29 protein-coding genes are annotated in these 25,812 nt (G+C 47.1%); 13 read left to right on the forward strand and 16 right to left on the reverse strand.

The annotated features are described in order from the left end of the window. The first annotated feature begins 20 nt into the window (after positions 1-20). Both ICN24_RS04175 and ICN24_RS04180 read left to right on the forward strand, forming a co-directional pair. Positions 21-1,076: a formate dehydrogenase subunit gamma gene (locus ICN24_RS04175; protein WP_216221542.1), complete on the forward strand. Its 1,056-nt coding sequence runs from the start codon at positions 21-23 to the stop codon at positions 1,074-1,076. A gap of 10 nt (positions 1,077-1,086) precedes the next feature. After that, complete coding sequence (locus ICN24_RS04180) at positions 1,087-1,374, forward strand: hypothetical protein (protein WP_216221543.1); 288 nt, start codon at positions 1,087-1,089, stop codon at positions 1,372-1,374. Here the strand turns inward: ICN24_RS04180 and ICN24_RS04185 are convergent, their stop codons facing one another. Beyond that, on the reverse strand, positions 1,375-2,082 hold the full coding sequence (locus ICN24_RS04185) for an ATP-binding cassette domain-containing protein (protein WP_216221544.1): 708 nt from the start codon (positions 2,080-2,082) through the stop codon (positions 1,375-1,377). Next, positions 2,075-2,770 (reverse strand): ABC transporter permease, encoded by a 696-nt coding sequence (locus tag ICN24_RS04190; protein WP_216221545.1) that lies wholly within the window; start codon positions 2,768-2,770, stop codon positions 2,075-2,077. Before ICN24_RS04190 ends, ICN24_RS04185 begins: the two co-directional genes overlap by 8 nt. Before the next feature lie 67 nt (positions 2,771-2,837). On the opposite strand from ICN24_RS04190, the gene ICN24_RS04195 reads away from it, so the two are divergent. Genes ICN24_RS04195 through cls form a run of 3 tightly spaced genes read left to right on the forward strand, consistent with a single transcriptional unit; the run spans position 2,838 to position 5,265 of the window. Beyond that, the gene (locus ICN24_RS04195) at positions 2,838-3,038 is read left to right on the forward strand and encodes a (2Fe-2S)-binding protein (RefSeq protein WP_216221546.1); all 201 of its coding nucleotides are present in this window, start codon (positions 2,838-2,840) and stop codon (positions 3,036-3,038) included. Then, on the forward strand, positions 3,038-3,790 hold the full coding sequence (locus tag ICN24_RS04200; RefSeq protein ID WP_216221547.1) for an endonuclease/exonuclease/phosphatase family protein: 753 nt from the start codon (positions 3,038-3,040) through the stop codon (positions 3,788-3,790). Before ICN24_RS04195 ends, ICN24_RS04200 begins: the two co-directional genes overlap by 1 nt. Next, complete coding sequence (cls, locus tag ICN24_RS04205; protein WP_216221549.1) at positions 3,787-5,265, forward strand: cardiolipin synthase; 1,479 nt, start codon at positions 3,787-3,789, stop codon at positions 5,263-5,265. Before ICN24_RS04200 ends, cls begins: the two co-directional genes overlap by 4 nt. Here the strand turns inward: cls and ICN24_RS04210 are convergent. After that, positions 5,262-6,446, reverse strand: coding sequence for a CaiB/BaiF CoA-transferase family protein (locus ICN24_RS04210; protein ID WP_216221551.1), 1,185 nt, complete (start codon positions 6,444-6,446; stop codon positions 5,262-5,264). The genes cls and ICN24_RS04210 overlap by 4 nt on opposite strands. 21 nt (positions 6,447-6,467) lie before the next feature. Continuing rightward, positions 6,468-7,637 carry an acyl-CoA dehydrogenase family protein gene (locus tag ICN24_RS04215; protein WP_216221553.1) on the reverse strand — a complete coding sequence of 390 codons (1,170 nt, stop codon included), beginning with the start codon at positions 7,635-7,637 and terminating at the stop codon, positions 6,468-6,470. Between the two features lie 199 nt (positions 7,638-7,836). Here ICN24_RS04215 and ICN24_RS04220 point away from each other — a divergent pair, with 199 nt between their 5' ends. After that, complete coding sequence (locus ICN24_RS04220) at positions 7,837-8,340, forward strand: VTT domain-containing protein (RefSeq protein WP_216221555.1); 504 nt, start codon at positions 7,837-7,839, stop codon at positions 8,338-8,340. 8 nt (positions 8,341-8,348) lie between these two features. On the opposite strand, the gene ICN24_RS04225 is transcribed toward ICN24_RS04220, so the two are convergent. The 8 genes from ICN24_RS04225 to ICN24_RS04260 form a co-directional block, all read right to left on the reverse strand. Next, positions 8,349-9,053: an ABC transporter ATP-binding protein gene (locus ICN24_RS04225; protein WP_216221557.1), complete on the reverse strand. Its 705-nt coding sequence runs from the start codon at positions 9,051-9,053 to the stop codon at positions 8,349-8,351. 14 nt (positions 9,054-9,067) lie between these two features. Continuing rightward, on the reverse strand, positions 9,068-9,823 hold the full coding sequence (locus ICN24_RS04230; protein ID WP_216221559.1) for an ABC transporter ATP-binding protein: 756 nt from the start codon (positions 9,821-9,823) through the stop codon (positions 9,068-9,070). Further along, positions 9,823-10,782 (reverse strand): branched-chain amino acid ABC transporter permease, encoded by a 960-nt coding sequence (locus ICN24_RS04235; RefSeq protein WP_255532554.1) that lies wholly within the window; start codon positions 10,780-10,782, stop codon positions 9,823-9,825. Before ICN24_RS04235 ends, ICN24_RS04230 begins: the two co-directional genes overlap by 1 nt. 14 nt (positions 10,783-10,796) lie before the next feature. Continuing rightward, positions 10,797-11,651, reverse strand: coding sequence for a branched-chain amino acid ABC transporter permease (locus ICN24_RS04240; protein ID WP_255532555.1), 855 nt, complete (start codon positions 11,649-11,651; stop codon positions 10,797-10,799). 114 nt (positions 11,652-11,765) lie between these two features. Further along, a complete protein-coding gene (locus ICN24_RS04245; protein WP_255532556.1) occupies positions 11,766-13,001 on the reverse strand; it encodes an ABC transporter substrate-binding protein in 1,236 nt (411 codons plus the stop codon). A 76-nt stretch (positions 13,002-13,077) separates the two neighbouring features. Then, entirely contained in the window at positions 13,078-14,319 is a 1,242-nt protein-coding gene (locus tag ICN24_RS04250) for an FAD binding domain-containing protein (protein WP_216221563.1), read from the reverse strand. Between the two features lie 20 nt (positions 14,320-14,339). Beyond that, on the reverse strand, positions 14,340-14,798 hold the full coding sequence (locus ICN24_RS04255; RefSeq protein ID WP_216221565.1) for a glyoxalase: 459 nt from the start codon (positions 14,796-14,798) through the stop codon (positions 14,340-14,342). A gap of 14 nt (positions 14,799-14,812) precedes the next feature. Next, positions 14,813-15,424, reverse strand: coding sequence for a TetR/AcrR family transcriptional regulator (locus tag ICN24_RS04260; protein WP_216221567.1), 612 nt, complete (start codon positions 15,422-15,424; stop codon positions 14,813-14,815). Positions 15,425-15,617: 193 nt separating this feature from the next. Between ICN24_RS04260 and ICN24_RS04265 the strand changes: the two genes are divergently transcribed. From ICN24_RS04265 to ICN24_RS04285, 5 genes are all read left to right on the forward strand, one after another. Further along, a complete protein-coding gene (locus tag ICN24_RS04265) occupies positions 15,618-16,094 on the forward strand; it encodes a CoxG family protein (protein WP_216221569.1) in 477 nt (158 codons plus the stop codon). A gap of 135 nt (positions 16,095-16,229) precedes the next feature. Next, the gene (locus tag ICN24_RS04270; protein ID WP_216221571.1) at positions 16,230-17,084 is read left to right on the forward strand and encodes a xanthine dehydrogenase family protein subunit M; all 855 of its coding nucleotides are present in this window, start codon (positions 16,230-16,232) and stop codon (positions 17,082-17,084) included. A gap of 27 nt (positions 17,085-17,111) precedes the next feature. Then, entirely contained in the window at positions 17,112-17,621 is a 510-nt protein-coding gene (locus tag ICN24_RS04275; protein ID WP_216221573.1) for a (2Fe-2S)-binding protein, read from the forward strand. A 19-nt stretch (positions 17,622-17,640) separates the two neighbouring features. After that, positions 17,641-20,037, forward strand: coding sequence for a xanthine dehydrogenase family protein molybdopterin-binding subunit (locus ICN24_RS04280; protein WP_216221574.1), 2,397 nt, complete (start codon positions 17,641-17,643; stop codon positions 20,035-20,037). Between the two features lie 134 nt (positions 20,038-20,171). After that, positions 20,172-20,948, forward strand: coding sequence for a 3-hydroxybutyrate dehydrogenase (locus ICN24_RS04285; RefSeq protein WP_216221576.1), 777 nt, complete (start codon positions 20,172-20,174; stop codon positions 20,946-20,948). A 56-nt stretch (positions 20,949-21,004) separates the two neighbouring features. On the opposite strand, the gene ICN24_RS04290 is transcribed toward ICN24_RS04285, so the two are convergent. Beyond that, positions 21,005-21,934: a tripartite tricarboxylate transporter substrate binding protein gene (locus ICN24_RS04290; RefSeq protein ID WP_255532557.1), complete on the reverse strand. Its 930-nt coding sequence runs from the start codon at positions 21,932-21,934 to the stop codon at positions 21,005-21,007. A 204-nt stretch (positions 21,935-22,138) separates the two neighbouring features. Between ICN24_RS04290 and ICN24_RS04295 the strand changes: the two genes are divergently transcribed. Next, the gene (locus ICN24_RS04295) at positions 22,139-22,732 is read left to right on the forward strand and encodes a urate hydroxylase PuuD (RefSeq protein ID WP_216221580.1); all 594 of its coding nucleotides are present in this window, start codon (positions 22,139-22,141) and stop codon (positions 22,730-22,732) included. Positions 22,733-22,803: 71 nt separating this feature from the next. On the opposite strand, the gene ICN24_RS04300 is transcribed toward ICN24_RS04295, so the two are convergent. From ICN24_RS04300 to ICN24_RS04310, 3 genes are all read right to left on the reverse strand, one after another. Further along, positions 22,804-23,967, reverse strand: coding sequence for an NAD(P)/FAD-dependent oxidoreductase (locus ICN24_RS04300; protein WP_216221582.1), 1,164 nt, complete (start codon positions 23,965-23,967; stop codon positions 22,804-22,806). 61 nt (positions 23,968-24,028) lie between these two features. Further along, positions 24,029-24,193, reverse strand: coding sequence for a rubredoxin (locus ICN24_RS04305; RefSeq protein WP_114638331.1), 165 nt, complete (start codon positions 24,191-24,193; stop codon positions 24,029-24,031). A gap of 59 nt (positions 24,194-24,252) precedes the next feature. After that, positions 24,253-24,738, reverse strand: coding sequence for a rubrerythrin family protein (locus ICN24_RS04310; RefSeq protein ID WP_216221584.1), 486 nt, complete (start codon positions 24,736-24,738; stop codon positions 24,253-24,255). Between the two features lie 155 nt (positions 24,739-24,893). On the opposite strand from ICN24_RS04310, the gene ICN24_RS04315 reads away from it, so the two are divergent. Continuing rightward, entirely contained in the window at positions 24,894-25,811 is a 918-nt protein-coding gene (locus ICN24_RS04315; RefSeq protein ID WP_216221586.1) for a hydrogen peroxide-inducible genes activator, read from the forward strand. The last annotated feature ends 1 nt before the right edge of the window (position 25,812 follow it).

Here is a 25,812-nt window from a genome sequence, read left to right on the forward strand (position 1 = left end):
TAACGTTTAAGGATATTTTTATGAAACGATCATTTTCTAAAGCGCTTCGCACCTTGGTGATGGCGGCAGGATTCTCGCTAGCGCTAGCAAGTGGCATGAGTTTTGCAGAGCGTGCACCGATGGCGCCATTGCCATCTCCTAGTGGGGTGGACATTCCGCCTACATCTGTGCCAGCCAATCCCAATGCTTTGGCCAATGGAACTCAAGCGCAGGCCCAACCTGCTAACCCATCTATTTTTACGGTACCGAATAGCGATCCGCAGAACTACGTGAGCATTCCTGATAAACAGGCTGGGGTTTTGATTCAGCGATCAGGTCAAGCATGGCGCGTGTTTCGCAATGGGGTAATCACAGTTTATGGTGGCTGGTTATTGGCTATTGCCTTCTTTGGCATCATCGGCGTGTATGTTGCTAAAGGCTCTATCAAGTTGCACGAGCCAATGTCAGGTGTAAAGATTAAGCGTTTTAGCGCGCTTGACCGCATTGTTCATTGGGTGATGGCATTTAGCTTTTTGGCTTTAGCTTTCACTGGCTTGATGATTTTGTATGGCAAGTATTTTGCAATGCCGTTAATGGGCGGGGTAGCGTACGGCTCCTTCCTGATGGTTTGCAAGAATATCCATAATTTCACTGGCCCATTATTCACTTTGAGCATTGTGATTTTCTTCTTGTTGTTTGTTGGTAAAAATATTCCAGAAAAAGGCGATCTCCAGTGGTTGCTCAGCTTTGGCGGAATGTTTAGCGGCAAGCATGTGCCAGCCGGCTTTTTTAATATGGGTGAAAAATTCTGGTTCTGGTTTGGTATGACCTTCTTAGGTTTGGTCATCTCAGCTTCAGGATTTGTGCTCGATATGATTGTTCCATTTATGGATATGGAGTATCTGCGTGGCACGATGCAGGTTGCTAATATGATTCACGGCAGCGCGGCGATCCTGATGACAACGATGGCGATGGGTCACATTTATATCGGTACGATCGGCATGCAAGGTTCTATTGACGGCATGAAGACTGGCTATGTAGATGCTACTTGGGCTAAAGAGCACCATGAGCTCTGGTATGACAAACTCAATAAATAAGGACAAAGCCATGAAGAAGATCATTGCTTTCGCATTCTGTGTATTTGCATCGGCATCTGCTTTTGCCACTTTGCCACCATTGAGCCCTGAAGCTCAGGCTGCAGCAGATTTGGCTAAGGCAAAAACTGCTTATGGGGATAAGGTTTCTGCTTACCAGCTTTGCCAGGCTCAAAATCGAGTGGCAGACCGCTTTAAGGTTGCTGGAACTGCAGCGCCAGCAGCATGTGTTGCGCCGCCACCTTTTGTGCCACCAGTCGCTGCGGCTCCGGTAGCGCCAGCAGCACCTGCCGCCAAGTAACTACTCTGACAGTAATTCTTGATGAAGGTAGTGTTTAGCTGCTGAAGTTTGGGGATTAGAAAAGAAGGGGCCTACGGGTCCCTTTTCCTTTATTTCTCCATCATCGATAAAGATGATGTACTCAGCTAGCCTTTTTACTTGTGCAAGTTGATGGGAAGAAAAAAGAACATCTGTGCCTTGAGTATTGAAGTCTCGAATAATTTTTTCTACTTGCTCTGTGGCGCCAGGATCTAAATTCGCAGTCGGCTCATCTAACAATACCAAATTCGGCTTTTGTAGGATGGCTCTAGCCAAGCAGAGTTTTTGACGTTCACCAGCAGAGAGTTTTTGTGCTGGGCTGGATGCTAAGTGGCTTAAGCCCACTCGCTCAATAACCCATTCAACATCCTGATTGAGGATACTGCGGTCGGTATCTTGTACAAGGGCTATATTGGCTCTAGCTGTAGCCTTCATCATCGGCGTGTGATGAAGAACCAAGGCGGTTTTGCTGGGGGATGAGTAAGTGATGGTGCCGGTATTGGGCTTAATCAAGCCATCAATTAACTTTAAGAAAGTTGTTTTGCCGGCCCCATTGGGGCCGATACAAGCAGTAGGGCGGTCTGCAGGAATGACGGCGTGTGGAATATTGAGAATAGTCCGGCCATTGCTGGTCACCGTAATGTGATTGAGTTCAATAAATCGCGTAAATGGCATCTTCATATCAACCATAAAGACGCTCCGCAATTTGGCGCACAACAAAGGTAACGATATTGGCTAGCAAAACAATTCCCAGCAAGACGATGCCGAGTGCCAAAGCAAGCGGTAAATCACCTTTGCTAGTTTCGAGCGCAATCGCAGTGGTCATGGTCCGCGTGGAATGATCGATATTACCGCCAACAATCATGACGGCCCCGACTTCTGAAATGGCTCTGGCTAGGCCAGCTAAAACGGCGATAGTCAGGGAGAAGCGACAGTCCCAAATGAGCCACTTATAACGAGAAAGCAAAGGGAGACGCAGGCTTAAAAAGGAATCCCGATGAATTCTCCAGGAGTCCTCGAGAATTTGACGGCTTAGAGCGGCAATTAAGGGGGTTGTAAGCAGGATTTGAGCCACGATCATGCCCTTGACCGTAAATAGCCATCCCCACGCTCCTAGGGGTCCTGAGCGTGATAAGAGTAGATAGACAATCACGCCTACGATCACTGTGGGGACGCCCATTAGGGTATTTAGGGTCACGATGATCCATTTTTTTCCTTGGAATTCTTCGGTGGCCAAAAAAGCGCCAATCGGTAAACCTAGCAAGATTCCCAAAATAAGAGCGCTTAGACTCACCTGGAGGGATACCAGGACTATTCCCAATACGCCAGCATTCAGCTGGGTAAGCAAGGAGATAGCGTCATGAAAGGCAGTCAACATGCTATTGATTCTATCAAGGCGATGGCAAAATGGGGTTTATGACATTTATTGAGCAAATTTAAGACTTATGGCTGAAGTGGTTTGTCTCTGCAATGAGGTGCTCGATGTTGATCTGCGCGAGTATTTAGACGCCCATCCCATCAGCTCTATCGAGGAGTTGCGAGAGCAGGCGTCTATTTGTAATAAGTGCATGCAATGCCAGGAGCTGGTTGAGGCTGAAATTTATCAGGCACGCGTTAGACGTCAGCAAGCCACAGGGCAATATTGATGACGTCTAGCAGGGAAACTCGTTTTACGGTCATGAGTATGAATGTCCATAAAGGTCTTTCGCCTTTACATCGGCATTCAACGATTTATCAATTGCGCCAAAAAATGCGCACTCACCATCCAGACCTACTTTTTTTGCAAGAGTTGCAGCAAGAGCATCGCGGGCGGGTGAGGCGATTTTCTCAATGGCCCCTCACCGAGCTTACGCATTTCCTATCGGAGGATTTTTGGCGCGATTGGCATTATGGAAAGAATGCGGAGTATCCGGATGGCCACCATGGCAACGCCATTCTGTCAAAGCACCCCCTGCAAAAAGGCAATAACTACGACATCTCTGCATATCGTTTCGAAAAGCGGGGTCTGTTGCATAGCGTGATCGAGTTGGGTGATCTCAAGCAATTGGTCCACTGCTTTTGTGTCCATCTGGCATTATTTGAACGTGGCAGAGAGCGCCAATTAGAGGAGATCATTCGCTATATTGGTGAGCTGACCGGGGATGCGCCTACTATTGTGGCGGGCGACTTTAATGATTGGCGTAATCGAGTGAGCGCGCCAATGCGACAGGCTGGCTTTAGTGAAGTATTTGAGATGCTCACGGGTGCTCCAGCAAGAACCTTTCCGAGTATCAAGCCCATCTTGCCGATGGATCGCATTTATATTCGTGGACTCAAAATCCATTCAGCAGAAATTTTGCATGAATGGATGAAATTATCTGATCACCTTGGTATTACTGCTGAATTGGGATTGCTATGAATAACTTGTTAGGATTTTTTATCAATACACAATCTGAGCTCAATTTGAGTCTACTTCTATTGGCTCACTTCTTGCTAGTAACGTATTTTATTGGCGTCATTATTTCCGTGAGAAGGAATGTTGGTGTAGCTTTTGCATGGATATTTATTGTGATGACATTCCCTCTGCTGGGAATTGGCTTATATATTTTGATTGGTGAGCGTCCAGTTGGTAGAGCTTTGACTCGGAAAATTGTTCGCATGAATCGCGAATACGAGAACATTACAAAAATCATGAGGCAGCAATTTATTGGCGACAGAGAGAAGCTGCCTCTTGAGGGTAGGGCCCTCAGTCTCTTGGCGGAATCTAAGAATGGTTCCCCAGTGGTTGCGGGAAATAAGATTGAGTTGCATACAGACTCTTTAAAGATCTTACAAAATTTTGTTGATGAAATTAACCAAGCTAAAAAAAGTCTGCATTTAGAGTTCTATATCTGGGCCTTAGGTGGTGATGCGGATCGAGTGTGCGAGGCCTTGATAGTTGCTGCTCAGCGTGGCGTGGCATGCCGTGTATTGTTGGACTCTTTAGGCAGTAAAGATTGGTTTAAATCCTCTTGGCCTGCGCGTTTTAAGAAGGCGGGCATTCAGGTAACAGAAGCTCTCCCTATTCAGGTAGGCCGCTTTCAGTTCAGGCGCGCTGATTTACGACTACATCGAAAGATATTTGTGATTGATGGCGCTGTGGTTTGGACTGGAAGTATGAATTTGGTAGACCCCCGAACTTTCAAGCAGGACTCTGGCGTAGGTGAATGGGTGGATGCCATGGTACGCATCGAAGGCCCAGTTGCATCCCAGTTTGAGCTCACTTTTTCCTTTGACTGGAGTGTTGATAATCCTAAAATTACCCACTTCAATGATCGCCAGCCACCAGTATCACCCCATGAAGGCGGCGTAATAGCCCAAGAGTTTTCATCAGGCCCGGTATATCGAGACGATATTCTTTATCAAGTGCTGTTGTCTGCGATTATGGATGCGCGTGAAGAGTTAACTATCACTACTCCCTATTTTGGTCCTGACGATGGCTTGCTGCAGGCTTTGATGGCGGCGGCTGCTCGTGGTGTCAAGGTGACCTTGATCGTTCCTAAGCTCAATGACTCCAAATTGGTTGCTTGGAGCAGTAGAAGTTTCTACGGTGATTTACTGAATGCAGGAGTCGGGATTGCAGAGTTTCATGGAGGTCTACTACACACCAAGAGCCTGTTAATTGACAAGAGAATTGCCATTTTTGGCTCGGTTAATTTTGATCAACGCAGTCTGCGTTTGAACTTTGAGATTAGCCTCATTGTTTATAACAATGAATTTTGCTCTAAGCTTGAAAAATTAATTGAATCTTATTTGCAGCAGTCTGATTTTGTTGATCCAAAAGTTTGGGCAAAGCGACCGCGTTGGCATCATTATTTGGAAAATGCTGCGCACTTAACTTCGCCGCTACTTTAGATTGCTCCACTTGCACGCATACTGGTAATTTCAGAATCAGCCATACCAATTTCTCTGAGAATTTGGTCGGTATGTTCGCCAACTGCGGGAATCGCATCCATACGATAGCTATAAGTGCTGTTGAGCCCGGGAGGTAAAAGGGCGGGAATACTACCTTCAGACGTATTCACTTGCGTCCAGCGCTCGCGTGCCTTGAGCTGTTGATGCTCCCAGAGACCCTTCATGTCATTGAGGCGCGCATTAGCAATTTGAGCCTTTTCTAGGCGCGCAATCAGTTGCTCGGTAGTAAGCTTCTGAAAGCAAGCATCAATAATAGCTAGTAGCGCTTCACGCTTTTCATTGCGCTTGAAGTTTTTATCAAAGCGTTCATCTTGCGCTAGGGTAGGACTTTCTAAAACCACCTCGCAGAATTGAACCCACTCCCGCTCATTTTGTAAGCCCAACATCACTGTTCCACCATCACCAGCTTTGAATGGTCCGTAAGGATAGATGGTGGCATGAGAGGCGCCATTACGCGGGGGTGGCTCTGCGCCATTAAAGGCGTAGTACATCGGAAAGCTCATCCATTCGCCTAGCGACTCAAGCATAGACACATCAATGACTGATCCTTTGCCTGTTTTGCCTCTTTGCAAAAGCGCAGCGAGGATATTAGTGTAGGCATACATCCCGGCGGCAATATCAGCGATTGAATTGCCCGCCTTACTTGGGTTTTCAGGAGTGCCAGTGACTGATAAAAACCCGGCCTCACTTTGAATCAGTAAATCGTAGGCTTTCTTGTCCCTGTAGGGACCATTGTTTCCATAACCGGAAATATCACACAGTATTAAGCGAGGATTATCTTTGTGTAGTAGCTCTGCGGTTAAGCCCATCCGTGCAGCTGCGCCGGGAGCGAGATTTTGAACCAAGACATCAGCCGTTTTGAGTAGGGTATTTAATGCATCTAATGCCGCAGGCTGTTTTAAATCCAGCGTCAAGCTTTCCTTTGAGCGATTTACCCAAACAAAGTGGGAAGATAAACCTTTAACCTGTTTGTCGTAGGCTCTAGCGAAGTCTCCACTACCGGGTCGCTCGACTTTAATGACCCTTGCACCAAGATCCGCTAGCTGGCGAGTGCAGAAAGGGGCGGCGATAGCGTGCTCAAGGGAGATAACGGTAATGCCATCTAAAGGGCGAATGCTCATTTTCAATTTCTAGTGGAGGAATCAGAAGGATCTTGGTAAGCCAAGGATATGCTCGGCCACATAAGAATAGATTAGGTTTGTCGAGATCGGTGCCACTTGATAGAGGCGGGTCTCTCTAAATTTACGCTCAACATCATATTCATTGGCGAAACCAAAGCCACCATGAGTTTGCAGGCAAACATTGGCAGCTTCCCAAGAGGCTTTTGCAGCCAAGAATTTCGCCATATTGGCTTCCGGTCCACAAGGCTGATGGTTATCAAAGAGTTCGCATGCTTTGAAGCGCATCAAATTGGCGGCCTCTGTTTCGATGTAGCAATCGGCAATTGGAAACTGAATCCCTTGGTTTTTACCAATCGGGCGATCAAAAACGACACGATCATTGGCGTAGCGTCTAGCGCGATCAATAAACCAGTAGGCATCACCAATACATTCGGCTGCAATGAGTGTACGCTCCGCATTGAGGCCGTCGAGAATGTATTTGAAGCCCTGACCTTCAGTGCCAATCAGGTTTTCCGCGGGGATTTCTAGGTTATCGAAGAATACTTCATTGGTTTCATGGTTGACCATATTGGCAATTGGTCTTACTTCCATGCCTTTGCCGATCGCATCTGCTAGGTTGACGATGAAAATTGACATGCCTTCAGATTTGCGCTGCACTTCACTAATCGGAGTAGTGCGGGCCAATAAAATCATCAGGTCGGAGTGCTGAATGCGTGAGATCCAAACTTTTTGTCCGTTGACAACATACTTATCACCTTTTTTAACGGCGGTAGTTTTGAGTTTGGTGGTATCGGTGCCTGTTGTAGGTTCGGTGACTGCCATACTCTGAAGACGCAATTCTCCCGTAGCAATCTTTGGCAGATACATTTTTTTCTGCGCTTCAGAGCCGTGTCGTAAGAGAGTGCCCATGTTGTACATCTGACCATGACATGAGCCAGAGTTTCCGCCAGAGAAATTGATCTCTTCCATGATGACTGAGGCTTCAGCCAAGCCCAATCCTGAACCACCATATTCTTCGGGAATTAAGGCGGCTAGCCAGCCTGCTTCCGTCATGGCCCTTACGAAAGCTTCTGGATAGTCGCGCTCATGATCAATTTTTTGCCAATAGGCGGAGTCAAAATTGCCGCACAGGTCACGTAAAGCCTCGCGCATATCTTGATATTGATCTGGCTTCGGAATGGGGTGATTCATAGATGTCTCGTTTTAATGGAAAAAGGGCTATTTATTGCCGTACACCCCTTAGTTTAAGCAAGAAATGAATTTCCTGGGAAATGAGAAAAACAGGGCAAAATAGCTCAAATGCGAACGAATACCTCATCTATCAATTCAATCAGGAAAGTTTGCTCATGCAAATCCTAAAACAGCAAATGACTCCTGGAGTGTCTGCCTAGTGGAACACGCGCTGGCACATTTTTTTGATTGGTTTGGTCTGCCTTCGGTAGGTCTGCCTGCGGTCTTTATTAGCGCTTTTGTTTCGGCAACTCTGCTACCGGTAGGCTCTGAGCCAATTCTGTTTGGCTACATCTCCCTTAATCCGCACCTCTATTGGCTGGCAATCGTCGTAGCGACCATTGGTAATACGCTAGGAGGCATGTTGGATTGGTGGCTTGGCCTAATAGCCCGCAGGAGTATGAAGTCGGTTGGCGAGCCCAAAGATGCGCGTCTTAAGAACTGGCTAGAGGCTTGGGGACCCAAGATTTTATTGCTCTCTTGGTTGCCTGGGTTTGGGGATCCCCTCTGCCTTGCTGCGGGATGGTTAAAGTTGGCTTGGCAACCTTGCCTGATCTATATGTTTATCGGCAAACTTTTGCGCTACCTGACGCTCACTTGGCTGTTGACCTTGGTGCCCGATAGCTTTTGGCACCAATTAGGTCACTGGTTGCATCTGATTTAAATACCTTATTACACCGCGCAATACTTTTGTTGAATCTCGTCATTGTTTAATAAGTTTTGGGCGGTGTCATGGAATACGATTTCACCCTGATCCAAAATATAAGCACGGTCAGAAATCTTGAGCGCCTGCTGAACATTTTGCTCTACCAATAAGATAGTTAAGCCTTGCTGCTTTAATTTCGCAAAAAGATCAAACATTTCCTCTACTAGTACCGGCATGATCCCTTCAGAAGGTTCATCCAACAGAATTACTTTAGGCTTTGCAATCATGGCACGAGCAATCGCCAGCATTTGTTGCTCGCCGCCAGACATAGAAGTGCCATCTTGATGCAAGCGCTCTTTGAGTCTTGGGAAGGTTTCTGCAATCTCATCCACTAAGGCGGCCATGTCGCCACGATTCTTCTGAGCAATCACGCCTAACTCAAGATTCTCTTTCACGGTTAGCCCAGGGACGATGCGGCGGTCCTCTGGAACATATGCGAGCCCGAGATGAAAGCGATCATGCGCTGGTAGGTCTAAAAAAGACCTGCCATCGATAGTGGCCTTACCCTGACGCTTTGAGAGGAGACCCATGAGCGAGCGCAGGGTAGTGGTTTTGCCAGCGCCATTGCGACCCATCAAGGTCACAATTTCTCCCTTATTGACCTCTAAAGATACGCCCTGTAGAACGTGGCTACGGTCATACCAGGCATTTAAATTTTCAATATGCAACATAGGTGACTTTCAAATTAACCTTGGCCTAGGTACACGCGACGTACCTCAGCATTATTTTGGATTTCTTCTGGCGTACCTTCAGCCAAGAACTCGCCATGATGAAGAACAATGATGCGTTTGCATAAGCCCATAATGAGTTTCATCTTATGCTCCACTAAAATCACAGTGCGCTCACTGGCCAATGTGCGAATGAGCTCCATCATGACCAAGGTTTCTTCAGGAGACATACCTGCGGTAGGCTCATCAAGTAGCAATAAACTGGGATTGCAGGCTAAGGCCATCGCAATTTCTAAAGCGCGCTGCTGACCATGGGCCAGATCACCCGTTTTCTTATTTCGTAGATGTTCTAAATTGACTCGATGCAACAGCTGGTCGGCAATTTCAATTGGCCCTGGGTAGCTTTGAGCATTACGTAAAAAGTTATAGCGTGCTGTTTCCATTTGAGCAGCTACACGGACATTCTCGTGAACGCTTAATTGCTTAAAGACGTTCGTAATTTGAAAGCTTTTAGAGATGCCGATGCGAGCGAACTCATATTGCTGCATCCCAGTAATATCTTTACCGTTAAAGAGGATCTGTCCACTTGTTGGGGGGAAGGCACCACTTAAAACGTTGAAGAATGTGCTTTTGCCAGCGCCATTGGGACCAATAATTGCCGTTAATGTGCCGGGCATAAAGCTGGTAGAAACGTTTTGTAGTGCCTTGAATTTCCCAAAGCTCTTGCTGACGTTACGCGCCTCTAGAATGGGGGTTGTGCTGACGCTATTCATTATTTGGAATCCTGATTAATTGACAGCTTGCTCAGAATGGTTCCCCAGATACCCTTTGGGAAGAACAATACAAAGAACATAAATACCAAGCCGACTACCGCCATCCAATGTTTTGTAAAGGTTGTCACGACATCTTCGAGATAGAGCATGACAGCTGCACCCACAAAAGGACCAAAGAAGGTGCCCATACCACCCAAAATGCTCATCATGACGGCTTGGCCAGATTGCAAGTAGTGCAAGGAGTCAATTGGCACGATGGATAGGTGTAGGGCACGCAGTGAGCCTGCTAGGCCACAAATGGCTGCTGACAATACAAACACAAGCAACTTTGTTTTTGCGACATCAAAACCACAGGCTGCAGCACGCTTTTCGTTTTCCCGAATCGCCTCCATTACCGCGCCAAGCGGGGAGTTGAGGATGCGTGAAATCAGCCAAATGGCCGCCACTACAAACACCAGAATGATGTAGTACTTCACCAGGGGGTTGAGAAAATCTATTGGGATCCCAAAAATATTGAATGAGTCAACGCGTACGCCGCGTAAACCATTTTCTCCGCCGGTAAAACTTTCTGCTTTGTAGAAGATGTAATACACGATCTGGCCGAGGGCTAAGGTCACCATAGAGAAGTAAATTCCTCGTGTACGGATTGCTAAGAAGCCCATGATCAATCCGCCAATTGCCGCACCCACCACGCCTACTAGAATTGCTGTACCCCAAGGCATGCCATAGTGCACGATGCCAATGCCAGTGAGATAGCCACCAATTCCCAGGAATGCGGCATGACCAAAAGAAAGTAGCCCCATGTAACCAAAGAGCAAATTAAAGCCCATGGCAAAGAGGCCAAAGATCAAAATATTGATTGCTAAAGCCTCATAGGGCATCACAAATGGGAAGATGGCCAAGAAGAGGGCGCTCGCTAAGACGCGATGACGAGCAATGAGTTGAATAAATGAATTCATATAGATTCGGGGCATTAGCCCATCGCCCCCGCTTTACCAAAAAGGCCTTGTGGACGAATTAATAAGACCACTGCCATTAATACAAAAATAGAAAGCTCCGCCAAATCTGGAAAGAAAAGAGAGGTCATGCTGTAAACGACCCCTACCAATAAGCCGGCAATGACAGCGCCGACAGGAGAACCCATTCCGCCAACTACGGTCACCACAAAAGACTCAGCCAGAATCGGAATCCCCATTTCAGGATTGACGGAGCGAGTAGGAGAGGCCAGGATTCCGGAGAGACCCGCAATTGCGCAACCTAAGCCAAATACCAGAAGCCAAACCTTGGCAATATCAACGCCTAACACTTTGACAATTTCTTGATCAGCGGCGCCTGCTTTAATGATTAAGCCATAACGCGTCTTTTGAATTAAATACCAAACGCCAAAAATAATGATGGCAGTAGCGCCAATTAAAAAGAGTCTGTATTTTGGAAAATATCCAAAGCCTACGTTTACCGTTCCACTCAAACCATCTGGAGTGATAGATGGCAAGCCTTCAATACCAAAGGTGATGCGCATGACTTCAATCAAAACATATGACAAGCCAAAGGTCAGTAGTAGCGGGTAATCAAGACCGCGTCCATATAGGGGTCTGACCAAGAAACGCTCGGTCAATAAGCCAAGACATCCAGTCAATACAGGTGTTAGCACTAGGCTAAACCAAAAGTTACCAGTCACGCCCAGGAAGTAAACGCCTAGAAAGGCGCCAACCATAAAGAATGCGCCATGCGCAAAATTCACTACGTTGAGCATGCCAAAAATGAGGCATAAGCCAAGCGCTAGGAGGGCATAAATACTACCTAAGGCAATGCCTGTCAGTAGTTGCATGCATAAAAGTTCGAATGTCAGACCAGTCATAAATGTACTCAGAAAAACTCCCCAAAGCGACTAGCAATGGGGAGTGGTTCAGGGGAAATCGGGTGATCTCCCCTGATTTTTACATTAGGCTTTGTGGCCCAGCTCTGCGCAGGTGCGCATATTTTTCTCAGTAGTAGGTTCAATCGTCAAAATATTGAAGACGTCATACTTATCTTTCATATTCTTAGATTTGGACTCTACGATGATGACAGTTTGAACCGCTTGGTGGTCGCACTTGCGGTAGTACTCAGGACCCTTGTACCAGTCGTACTTTAAGTTCTCCATTGCGGAGACCACTTTCATGGTGTCTGTCGACTTAGCAATCTTGATGGATGCTAATACGCTCTTAATGCCGGCATAACCTAATGCACCGTAGTCTGATGGAACTGAGCCGTTATACATTTTGCGGAACGCATCATTGAAGGTTTTGGCGGTAGGAATACGATCCTCAAGACCCCAGTAATAACCTGTACCACCAAGAATGCCCTCGAAAGCTTCTGGGCCACCCGCTAAGCGAGAGGTATAGAGCAATACAGGCGTAACAATCTTCATGCTCGATTTGAGACCAAAGTCAGTGCATTGCTTGGCTGCATTCACTAAGTCACGTCCAAAGTTACAGAGCACCAAAATATCTGGGTTCAATGCCTTGATGCGTGGCAAGAAGGCAGAGTAATCTGAGGCACCAAGCGGATGACGAATATCTGCCAGGGTAGTTGCACCTAATTCTTTACCGGCACGTTCAAAGGCGCGCACCATTTCATGGCCATAGGCGTAGTCAGCGGTCAAAAAGACAATCTTTTTGCCATAGCGGGGGATGGAGTAACGAGCAACAGCACCAGCAGTCATTGTCGGGTTCAATGATTCGTGGAATGTGTAAACGCTCCAATCTTTTGCTTCATTAATCGCATCAGATTGGCTGATAGAGTTAAAGAGCACTTTACGTTCTTTACATACTGCATTGATAGATAGTTGGGTTGCTGCAGAAAGAGAGCCAACGACAAAGTTCACTTTATCTTTTTCAATCAATTCGAGCGTGCGAGTTGCCGCTTCGCCTGGATTGAGCTTGTCATCGCGTACCAAGAGCTCAGCTTTGCGGCCATTAAAGCCGCCAGCATCATTGAATTCTTTGATGGCAAGTTCCGCAGCTTTCACTTGATCTTGCGCTTCCGCAGAAAAAGGACCTGTTAAAGGAGTTGGGAAACCAATCTTGATCGTATCTGCTTGCGCATTGGCTACGTTCAACCAGAGTGGTGTGCTAGCAGCGGCAGCACCACCAATCAACATCTTTCTTCTTGTTTGATTCGTTACTTTTTGTTTCATGGTTGTCTCCTCCATATAAAACTTTGTTTAAATAAGAATGCTTTTTTGTTTCACAAATCTTAACTGAATGCGCTTGTTAATGTGCGGATTCAGGCACTGCTTTTCCTTGGGCTAAAAGATCACTTAAATCAATCGCAGTTTCAGCCATGACCGTACCGGCATTTCTTTTGAGATTCTCATTGTCTCTTGTGCCTTTGCTGCCCTGAGCTTGCATGTAGCGACCCAAATACTGCGCTCTAGCTACCACCTGCTGGCCGAGAATCAGGCGTTCATCGCTATAGGCTTGCAATGCCTCTGGCGTTGCTCCTAGGGCGGCAATGTGCTTGGCGATCACAATGGCTTCATCACCAGCCTTGGTGACGCCCATACCCACATGGGGTCTGCCTACAAAGGCAGCATCTCCCATGAGGGCGATTCTGCCAAAGACGATTTGCTCAGAGCGGACATCGTAAATTGCCTGCAAGAATGGCATAGCTGTTTTTTCTAGAATTTCTGCGTACTGCGGCGCCAATATTTCTTGAGCAACTTTGCGCATATGCGCAATGTGTTTCCAGGATACTTTTGATGGCGGGATGCCGATAGGGTAATGGTGACCATCATCATCGGTTAATAGGCTAACTAGCTCCTCATGCTCAGAAGCTGGTCGATACCATACGAAGTTGTAGCGACGTTTTCCTGGGCGGGTATCATTGCCGGAGCCCGCAACTGGATAACCTAGCATCTGCTCTCCATTGGGTAAGCAAAAGCCAAAACGATTAAATAATGTGTCTAAGGTGTATTGAGATAAATAAGCCTCATCACAGACGCCACGCCAAGCAATATAACCAGCATATTGAGGCTGAATCTCTGGCGCTACTTGTGCACGCACTCCCGAGCGTATGCCATCAGATGCAATCAGCAATTCCGCTTCAAATTGGCTGCCATCCTCACAGGTGACTTGTACCGATTGCGCATCTTGTTTGACCACTTTGACGCTTTTACCCTGTAAATAGCGCTGGGCTGGAAAGCTTTCTTTCAGCATGTGGTACAGACGACTCCAGGAGGTGAGTACTTGCGGTAACTCCATTTCCCCCAGGCTTTGACCATCAGCACCTAAAGTCACTCGTTGTGTGACGGGTACTCCTAGGGTGTGGTCGACAGTCACTCCAGCAGCTTTTAGGGCTGCAGCTAAGGCATCATGCGTAACAATGCCTGCGCCACGACCATCAAGGGAGCCGGTAGCTTTTTCTAACAGGGTGACGTCATGACCTTGGCGCAGCAAAATATTGGCTGCAAACAGTCCACCCAAAGATCCCCCGACTACTAGTATTTTTGCCATAGGTATTTTCGAATATGTTCTTAAGCCGCTTTGGCGTCTAACGCAGCTTTTTCATCGGCTGGGTAATTGAGCTCAATCACAACACCGTTGGGATCATCAAGGAACACTTGATGAAGCTTTAATACAGGCACAGTGCGTTCCCGATAAGGAATATTCAATTGCTTGAGCAGTGTAATTTTTTCCTCCAATCCCTTCGCAAAAAAGGCAATGTGATCTATTGCACCTGAGCCATGTAGAGAGCTTGGATCACGGTCACCGAGATATTTTTTTAATCCATTGGGATCATTTTTATCAATTGCAATTAAATGCAAGACGGCGTTTGCCCAATCACTGTCATCGCCGTTATAGAGCCACACGCCAGGGAACGGAAACTCTGGGCGGGGGCCTACGGTCAGGCCTAAAACTTTGCTAAAAAATTCTGTAGTTTTTTCAATTTCCAGGCTGCGGATTGAGAAGTGATTGAGGCTAAGGTTAGTCATGGCGGCCTTTGGTGTTAAGCAAATAGGGTTTTGGCGGACTGCAAATAGGATTGCACGCGATCGCGAATAATTTCTTGTTCAGTATCGGGGCTTTCGGCTGCATAGATCGCCTGACCATAGATCCAGCGGCGCATGCCGATATAAAAAATGCCACCATGAAGCCCCATTAAAAATTCCAGCTCACGCTGCGTAGGCTTCGAGCTAGTGGGGCGATCACAGTATTTGCGTGTCTCGCGAATTAGTCTGGGCAGCAAACGCACTCTTAGGAGTTCAAAGAAGCGGTCACTGATAGAGTGGTCACTCAAACCCGAGAAAATCAAAATGCGTACAAAGTCATACGTCAATACGGTATTGGTGTAGTCCAGGTAAAAAGCATTGAACTTTTCTTCTGGCGTAAGCGTCTCATCATCGAGTAATCGCTCCCACTCGGGCTTCCACCGTGATTCGAAAACCTCTTTATAGACTTCCTGAATCAGTGCATCTTTGGTGGGAAAGTAGTGATAGAGCAGAGTATGGGTTACGCCAAGTTCCTTGGTGAGGTTACGTAGCTGTCCATCAATCCCATATTTTGCAAAAAACTGAATAGCCCGATCTAGGATCTGACGCTTCCGCTCGGCAGTATTCATTCTCCTGCGGGCAGGGGTCTGCGCTTGAGCCTGATTTTCGGCCTGATTTGGGCTGGAAATACTATCTTCGCTAAAACGCATGGTTTCTCAGGGTTTATCCGAATTTGGACTTATTGACCAAAAGTTAAATAATGGTACATTGTTGAACAATTGGTAGATAAGACTCTATTCGTACAAACCCGAAGGAAAAGTAATGGAATTAAACGGCGAACAGCTCATAGCGGCTCCAATCCCAGATGTATGGAAGGGATTGAACGATATTGACGTCTTAGCCAAGTCCATTCCAGGCTGCGAAGAGATTAGCCGGGTATCTCCTGAAGAAATCCACGCAAAGGTGATGTTCAAGATTGGGCCTGTACGGGCGCGTTTTGCCGGAAAGCTGCTGCTAAGCGACATCATCCCTGATCAATCCTGCTCAATGGCTTTTGAAGGTTCCGGTGGGGCTGCAGGGTTTGCCAAGGGACGCTCGCGAGTAGAACTAAAAGCTGCAGAAGGCGGCACCTTAATTTCTTATACGACAGAGGCTTCCATTGGTGGAAAGCTAGGACAAATTGGTGGGCGCTTAATTAGTGCGTCAGCTAAAAAAATCGCAGATGACTTTTTTCAAAGGTTTGCAAAAGAATTAGGCGGGGAGACAGTAGCGCTGGAGTCTGGCGCTAACGATGAGTAGTAGGTAGTTAAAAAATAAAAAAATAGCAGTAGAAAAAAAGTAGTGAAGTACTAAAGCAGTAGTAGTGATGTAGTGAATATAAAAAACTATAAAAGCCGCAAAGGCTTATATTAATTAAGCGGTGGAGGAGACTCAATGAAAGCAGCAGCATTTGACTATGTAAAGCCAACAGCATTAAGCGATGCTTTAGCTTTGCTAGAGCAAGGTGGGGACGACGCAAGATTAATTGCTGGCGGCCAAACCCTCCTGGCTACGTTGAATATGCGTTTATCAGAGCCCACAATTTTGATTGACATCACTGATGTGGACGAGCTCAAAGGAATTTCTGTTGTGGGCGACCATCTCAGAATTGGTGCTTTAGTAACACACACTGAAATTGAAGATTCTGAGTTGGTGGCCAAGCATGCTCCGCTGTTAAAAGCAGCGGCACCGCACATTGCACATCGTGCTATTCGAAATTTAGGTACCTGGGGCGGCTCGCTGGCTTATGGCGATCCTGCTGCTGAGTGGCCTGCTTGCAGCCTCACTCTCCAAGCCACCATGGTCATTCAGGGCCCTAGTGGAGAACGCAAAATTGCTGCAAAAGATTTTTTTATTGATCTGTACACCACTTCACTAGAGCCAGATGAAATTCTGGTCGCTACTGAAATTCCATTGGCCGCAAGTAATCAAGTGTTTTATTTCCATGAGCTTGCAAGACGCCATGGCGATTATGCTGTTGCGGGCTTGGCTGCAGTAGCGCAAAAGCAAGGCCATGTTTTAAGCAACTGCGCATTCACTTTTTTCTCTGTGAGCTCCACACCGGTCATGGCAGTTGCTGCACAAAATATCGTTGATGGCCAGCCATTAAATGATGAGTTAATTGTCAAAGCGGTTGAGGCTGCACGTGCTGAAATTGATGCAATTGCTGACATTACTAATAGCGCTGAAGCGAAGACGCATTTAATTGGCGTGCTACTTGAGCGTTGCTTAAAGCATTTAGCTGCCTAATTACTCCAACTGTTCGAGGATTTAAAAATGACTTTGAAGAAAAAAGTATCCATGACCGTGAACGGAGTTGCAGTAAATGCAGAGATTGAGCCGCGCCGTCATCTGGTGGATTTCTTGCGCGAGGATTTGCACCTTAAGGGACCGCACTTAGGTTGTGAGCAGGGCGCTTGCGGCGCTTGTACTGTGAAGGTGGATGGTCAAATTATTCGGGGCTGCTTATTTTTGGCGGTACAGGCCGATGGTTGCATAGTTGAGACGATTGAGGGGCTCACTAAAAGCGGTGCCTTGGCTGATCTCCAGGAATCCTTTTTGCGCCATAACGCGATGCAATGCGGTTTTTGTTCATCTGGCATGTTATTGGCTGCTGCCGAACTCATTGAGACTTCGCCAAAGGCGAGTCGTGAAGAAGTGCGCGAATGGATTTCTGGTAACTACTGTCGCTGTACTGGATACCACTCGATTGTGGATGCAATTGTGGATGTACTAGAAGCCCGCGCTAGAGGTCAAAAAATTAAACCAGTCGTTGCTCACGTTTAAGGGATTAGGGAAACGTATTATGAATAAGCCAAGTGATTTAAAAGGACTCGTTCTCGATCCCGTTACCAATGATCAGCGCTATATCGGTAATAGTGAACCTAGACATGGCGCTCGCCGCTTGCTTGAAGGTCAGGGCACCTACATCGATGATATTCAATTGCCCCGTATGGGACATGTGGTGTATTGGCGCTCCCCAGTAGCGCATATGAAGATTGGCAAAATCCATATTGAGCAAGCCAGCAAGATGCCAGGAGTATTGGCGGTAGTTGATGGTGTGCAAATGGCTAAAATTTGTAAGCCTTGGGTTGCTACCCTAGGGCATTTGACCGGTATGAAATCCGCTCCTCAGCATGCATTAGCGATTGACCGCGCATGCTGGCAGGGTGAGCCCGTCGTAGCTGTCGTGGCCGAGACCAGAGCGCAGGCGGAAGATGCATTGCAGTTGGTAGATGTCGAATGGGAAGAGTTGCCCGCAGTGATTTCCATGGAGTCTGCGTTAGATCCTGCCACGCCATTAATACATCCCGAGCTTGGTGATAATTTGTGCTTTACACGTAGCCTCGATGTCGGCAATGTGGATGAGGCATTTGCCAATGCCGATGTTGTCGCTGAAGCCACTTTTGGATTTGGCCGCCATACAGGCGTTACCCTCGAGCCGCGGTGTCAAATTGCTGATTACAACCCAGGAGAGCGTCGTCTGACGGTGTATCACTCACAGCAAGCGCCACATATGATGCAGGACTTGTACTGCCGTCAGTTTGGGTTTTCTGAATCTGATGTCCATGTGATTTGTAAGGATGTGGGCGGTTCATTTGGTATCAAAGTACATGCTTATCCAGACGACTTTGCGACGGTAGGCTTGTCGATGATGCTCGAGCGCCCAGTCAAGTTCGTGGCAGATCGCTTAGAGTCATTTACGAGCGATATTCATGCGCGCGAACACCGTATCCAGGGGCGTATTGCTGCAAATAAGGCAGGTGATATCCTCGCTTTCGAAATTAAGGATTTAACTGGTATTGGTCCTTATTCCATGTTCCCAAGAACCAGTGCCATTGAGGGCAATCAAGTAGTGAACTTGGTTGGTGGCCCTTATAAGCATCAACATTATCGCGCCCATTTGGATGTCGTTTTTCAGAATAAAACACCAACTTGTCAGTATCGCGGTGTGGGGCACCCAATTGCCTGCGCAGTGACTGAGGGACTGGTTGACTTAGCTGCACAAAAATTGCGGATGGATCCATTGGAATTCCGCAAGCGCAATGTGATTCCAGATGATGCGTATCCATGCTCTGGAATTTCTGGAATCAAATTAGAGGTGCTTTCGCACGAGCAATGTTTGCGCACGATTGAAAAAATGATGGATTACTCCGCTTTGCGCAAAGAGCAGGCTGAGTTGCGTAAAAAAGGAATCTATCGAGGTATTGGTTTTGCAACCCTGATTGAGTTAACCAATCCAAGTCCTGCGTTCTATGGGGTAGGGGGTGCCCGTATTGCCTCTCAAGATGGCGCCTCTGTCCGTTTAGATCCCAGCGGTGTCGTTACTGTTTTGGTGGGTGTTGGTGAGCAAGGCCAGGGTACTGAAGGTATCTACGCCCAAATCGCAGCCGATGCGGTTGGTGTTCCTATCAACCAGGTGCGGATTGTTACTGGAGACACTGACGTTACTCCTTACGGTGGTGGCACTTGGGCTTCTCGTGGTGCAGGTGTGGGTGGTGAGGCGGTATTGCTGGCCTGCCAGGCTTTACATGAAAATATTCTCAAACTTGCTGGTGCAATTTTGAATCGCCCTGTAAATGAATTGTCGATTCATCGTAGTCATGTATTAGATAAAACGACTGGTGAGCAATTGCTGCCCTTTAGCGAAATTGGTCGCATTGGATATTTCCGTACCGATACATTGCCAGCTGGATTCTCTGCTGACTTGATGGTAACTCGCCACTACACGCAAAAAGATTATCCATTTATCTTTACGAATGGTGTGCAGGCTTCTTACGTTGAGGTTGATCCTGATACTGGTTTTGTAAAACTCTTGAAGCACTGGGCTGTTGAAGATTGCGGTCGTGTGATTAACCCTATGTTGGTTGATGAGCAGGTGCGGGGTGCAATCGTTCAAGGTATTGGTGGCGTGTTGTTTGAAGAGTGTCTCTACGATGACAGTGGCCTATTGCGCAATGGCAGTATGGCTGATTACTTGGTGCCTATGGCAAATGAAATGCCAGACATCGAGGTGGCCCACGTGGAAACGCCTACCCAATCCTCCAAGTTAGGCGCCAAGGGTGCTGGTGAGGCTGGTACAGCAGGCGCTCCAGGCGCAGTACAAAATGCTATCAATGATGCGTTGGCGCCATTTAATGCCACTGTATTTGATCAGCCCATTACCTGCGAAAAAATCTTACGGGCCCTCAAGAAAATCTAATTTTCTAGGGTTCCCGCCTACTTTGGTGCAAACCCGGAGTTCGGGTTTGCACATCCTGTAACATCCAGTTTTAGGGCTCTGGCAGGACTCGTCCCGTCACCCCTCTTCGTCAACTTGATACGGTACACATCGATATGTCTTCATTAAAAGGTAAAACAGCGCTTGTTACGGGCTCTACTAGCGGTATTGGTTTGGGTATGGCAATTGCTTTAGCGAAGCAGGGCGCCAATATTATGGTGAATGGTTTTGGTGAAAAAGATGATGCGATTGCCAAGATTAAAGCGTGCGGTGTTGAGGTGGATTATCACGGTGCTGACATGAGTAAGCCCGCTGAGATTGAGGACTTAGTAAAGCAGACTGAGAAGCGCTTTGGCTCATTGGATATTTTGGTTAATAACGCTGGTATTCAATATACGGCCAATATTGAAGAATTCCCGACAGACAAATGGGATGCAATTATTGCGATTAATTTAAGTTCTGCGTTTCACACAACCCATCATGCTTTGCCTGGAATGAAACAGCGTAACTGGGGGCGCATTATTAATATTGCCTCAGTCCATGGCTTAGTGGCATCTACCCAAAAAGCCGCTTATGTAGCCGCCAAGCATGGCATTGTTGGATTAACGAAAGTCACTGCACTTGAAAATGCGCGCACCGGTATTACTTGTAATGCTATCTGCCCGGGCTGGGTGCTCACTCCGCTGGTGCAAAAGCAGGTTGATGCACGTGCTGAGCGCGAAGGCATATCCAATGAAGCTGCTAAGACTGCCTTGGTCTCTGAGAAGCAACCTTCCGGTGAGTTTGTCACCCCAGAGCAGTTGGCTGCATTAGCGGTCTTCCTTTGTGGGCCTGATGCTTCTGAAGTTCGTGGAGTTGCCTGGAATATGGATGGTGGCTGGACTGCCCAGTAAATACAAAGCCGCTATACAAGCGGCCTGTGCATCACTAAATAACCGCTGATGTAGTCTTACTCAGCGGTTATTTTTCTATCGGCAATAATTTTTCCCCACAGCGCAGATTGACTAGCAATATATTTTTGTAAGTCTTCTCTGCTGCCCGGGTTGGGTGTCAGGCCATGCTCCGCTAACTGCGCATTAGTCGCTTTATCTTTCAGCACGGCAACCAGTGCTTTATTCCATTTATCCAAAATCACATCAGGCGTTTTGCCCGGCGCTACAAAGGCATACCAGTTGCTGGCATCAAACCCGGGGTAGCCAGACTCAGCAATCGTGGGCACATTAGGCAGTGTGGGTGCACGTTTTAAGCCTGTAGTTGCAATCGGAATGAGCTTACCGTTTTTAATGTACGGGTCAGCAGTTGCTAAGGCGGAGTAATAAGAAGAAACACGTCCGCCGAGGAGGTCGACCATGGCGGGGCTTCCACCTTTATAAGGCACATGCACCGTATCAATATCTGCACGCACGTTCAGCAATTCTCCTTGCAGATGTGAGGCAGATCCGCTGCCAGTTGAGGCGAAAGTAATCTTGCCAGGATTCTTTTTGGCCAGAGCCACATACTCTTTAAAGTTTTTGACGCCTAATTCGGGAATCACTACCAAAACATTGGGAAAGGTTACGCCCATAGTGAGCGGTGCCAAATCCTTCTGTGGATCATAAGGCAGCTTCATAAGATGGGGAGCAATCGAAAGCGGACCTACTGAGCCAAACAGAATGACAGAGCCATCTGCTGGGGCGTTGGCCGTGTAAGCGTGTGCAATATTTCCACCAGCGCCAGGCTTGTTATCCACAATCACGTTTTGCCCAAGATCTTCACTCAGTTTTTTTGCGATCACTCGGGCAGCGCTATCAGCTGAACCACCTGCTGCAAACCCTACGACGATGGTGATGGTTTTCTTGGGTGGAAATTCTTGTGCATTGACGCTAGAAACAAAGCTCATGCAGCCCAACGCAAGGCAGGCAAAGGCTTTGGCAAAAAGAGGGGTGGGCATAGTCTGTCTCATATTGTTTTATTGATTGATTTTGCATCCCAAAGGGTGCTAAGTCACTATTCTAAGTAAGAATTCTCGATTTTTGGGGGTCTGAACAAAATTAGCAGAATCGTTTATAGTTACATCGCATTCTTATATATAGGAGAACCTTTCATGGCTTCAATTTTGACCTCATTGGGACGCACAGTATTTGCTGGTTTTGTGCTTCTTGTTTTGATTATTTTGGCTTTAGGCGGTAATTTCAGCTCTGCTGAATTGCCATTTGTATTCCGTTGGTTGCACGTGATGTTTGGTGTGATGTGGATTGGCTTGCTCTGGTACTTCAACTTTGTGCAAATTCCTTCCATGCCAAAGATTCCTGATGAGCAAAAGCCAGCCATTGGTAAAGTGATTGCTCCTGCAGCCTTGTTTTGGTTCCGTTGGGCAGCGTTGTTCACTGTATTGACTGGTTTGATTGTGGCTACATTGAATGGTTATGCACATCAAGCATTTACCTTGCAAGCTCCATTCCGCGCAATCGGTTTGGGCATGTGGATCGCTTTAGTGATGGCGTTCAACGTATGGTTCATCATCTGGCCTAACCAGAAGCGTGCACTTGGTATCGTGACTGTCGAAGCCGATGTAAAAGCAAAATCAGCTCGTGTTGCGATGTTGACATCCCGTTTAAACACATTGCTCTCTATCCCAATGTTGTTCTTGATGGTTGCTCAGTCTCATAACACTACTTGGTTTGTGATCGTTTCTTAATCACCTGCTTGTAGTCATGAAAAAGGCCCGCTCTGCGGGCCTTTTTCTTATCTGGCTGGGCCGCAGAGGGCTTAGGCCAAGATGGGGGGCAATTCTTTGGTCAGCGCTCCACGCTGCGTAGTAGCGCTACCCATCAATACAAAGCCAAGCAACTTGCCATCACTCGCTTCAAAGCGGGACTCTAATCCACCGTCTGAAGCAGTGGTTTTCCATTGACCCTCAGCACCTTTTGCTGGTGGCGAAACTACAGTAGCCAAGGCTGGTGTTTTGACCATTACTGGCATTGCAGGATATGTCAATACAGTTGTGGTTCCGGTAAGTGTTGCTGCTAAGGCTCTTGCAGCTTGCATGATGGGCATTACGTAGGGCAGTACTAGACCTTCTACTTCAGCGCAATCACCAAGTGCATAAATATCTTTTGAGCTAGTTTCTAATTCGCGATTGACTTGAATGCCAACATTGCATGCAAGTCCGGCTGCTTTGGCTAAATCCAGTCTTGGTTTTAGTCCTACAGCAGAGAGCACTGCATCGCTAGTAAGCGTAGTGCCATTAGCAAGCGTCAGTGAGAATTGATCGGCATTTCGTTGAACGGATTGCACGGTAGTGCCAAAGTGCCATTTGACTCCAGCAGCGCTTAATTTATTTTGTAGATCAGTAGCCGCAGCCTCTGGGATCAGGCGCCCTAAGGCTTGAGGCGCTAAATCAATCACGTCAACCTCATAACCGCCGATGACGAGATCGTTTGCAAACTCACAGCCGATCAAGCCTGCACCCAAGATGGCTACTTTCTTTTTATCGGCAATGGCATTGCGAAACCGAGCGTAATCTTCTAAGTCATTGACAGTCAACACCTCTTTAGCAGCATCTCCCTGTAGCGGAATCCGAATTTGGTCAGCACCAAGCCCTAAAACTAGTTTTCCATAAAAGATAGTGCCTTTGCTAGTTTGGATAGTGTGTGAGCTCGCATCAATCGCGCTAACATCCGCTTCAGCAACGATATTGATTTCCAGTTGAGCAGCCATGGCATCGGCTGGGGTGGAAACGAGTTGTGCAGCATCTTTCTTGCTCGCAAGGGCAGTAGAGAGCATCGGCTTAGAATAAAAATAGCCAGGCTCTCTTGTTACCAAGGTGATCGGAATGGTTTTATCCAATTTGCGGATTTCGCGGATGACGGTATAACCCGCCAATCCGCTGCCAATAATCACGATGGCGGATGAAGATGTAGTTTGATCCAAGACTAGGCTCCTAAGGATGCATTAATTGCGGTAAGACGTTGTGCTGTAGATGGGGGAAGACTTAGATCTGAACCATTTCAAAGTCAGACTTTGCCACACCACAGTCTGGGCACTCCCAATCTTCTGGGATATCCGCCCAGGCTGTACCTGGAGCGATGCCATCTTCAGGTAAGCCTTTTGCTTCATCATAGATAAAGCCACATACGATACATTGCCATTGTTTCATGTTCATTCCTTGAGTAATAGTTGATAGTGTAAATTCAGTTTCGTTTTATTTCTGGCCGCTTATTGAGCGGCAAATACCTTAGCTTTCTCTAATGCCTGCTTATAGTGATTAGCGTGACGCTCTTCCACATTGGCCAAGGCGGCAAAACGCTTGGCTGCTTTAGCTAAAACCGCTTGGAATTGCTCAGCGTGCTCCTTAGATTCCGCGATCTGCTCATCAATCTCTTGGATGGCTGCAGCATTGCCTTCTTCAACTGCGGTCTTGCGAAATGACGGATACATTTCGGTGTATTCATAGGTTTCGCCCTCAATCGCAATTTCTAAGGCGCGTTGTGGGGTAATGGCATTAGCGGGGTAGAGCAAGTCTAAGTGGCCAAATGCATGCATTACCTCTTGGTCTGCAGTAGCTTCAAAGATTTTTGCTGTTTCTTCGTCACCTGCTGCGCGTGCCAATTTTGCAAAATAACGATATTTAATGTGGGCCATAGACTCACCAGCAAATGCCGATTCCAAGTTTTGGATAGTTTTAATTTCTGGACGTGCCATTTTCAACTCCTTTGATTTCATGATAAAAAGTGTTGGACTTGCGTAAGACTGTTAACTGCTTGTCCAACCATGAAATGGATTGTGGACTTGTTTCTTTAATCAGTCCAATGAATAATTATGCTACTATTAATCAAATTATTCGATAAGGAGCTGTTATGGCTTATTTACCGTCCCTAAGGCAGTTAAGTTACCTCCTGGCGCTAGCAAAAGAGCTCAACTTCACCCGGGCTGCTCAAGCTTGCTTTGTGGGGCAATCGACTCTGAGTGCAGGTCTAAAAGAGCTCGAAGAAGGTCTAGGCATTCAGTTGGTTGAGCGTGATCGTCAAAACGTTTCCATTACCCCTGCTGGCTTGGAGGTGCTCGAGCGCGCCAAGGTCATTTTGACTGCATCAGAAGATTTGGTGGAGTTTGCAGGAGCCTCTGGCAAGCCGATGACAGCCACCATCCGTTTGGGAGTGATCCCAACGATTGCACCTTTTTTATTGCCAACGGTATTGCCAGAAGTTCGCAAACGCTTTCCGGATTTAAAAATTACTTTAAGAGAAGACTTAACTGCCAATTTGCTAGCCAGGCTAGCAGAGCATAAATTGGATTTCGCATTAATTGCATTGCCTTACGATGTGACTGGCCTTCTCGTCGAAGAATTATTTGACGATGAATTTTGGTTGGTGGCACGAGAGGGTGACCCAGCTCTAAAGGGCAAAGAGGTAACCTTGCCCGCCAAAATGGCAGAGCGTTTGCTTTTATTGGAAGAAGGGCACTGCTTGCGCGAGCATAGCTTGCAGGCTTGTAGAAAAGCGGATATCCGCAAGAATGAAGCCATGGAAGCAACCAGCTTGCTCACTTTGCTGCAGATGGTGGAATCAGGTTTTGGTATTGCTTTGCTGCCGAATATGGCAGTCAATAGTAGTCTTCTTAATCATTCTGATCTGGTGGCTAAAGCAATGGCCGCGCCAGCACCCAAAAGAGTGATTGCGCTAGTCGCAAGATCTTCCACTGCGCATCGAGAAGAGTTTGCCGCGCTTGCATCTTGTATTCGTGAGCGCTTTGGGGCAAGCCTCAAAGCAAAGTAAA

It is taken from the genome of Polynucleobacter sp. UK-Kesae-W10, assembly GCF_018881575.1.
Classification (GTDB): Bacteria; Pseudomonadota; Gammaproteobacteria; order Burkholderiales; family Burkholderiaceae; genus Polynucleobacter.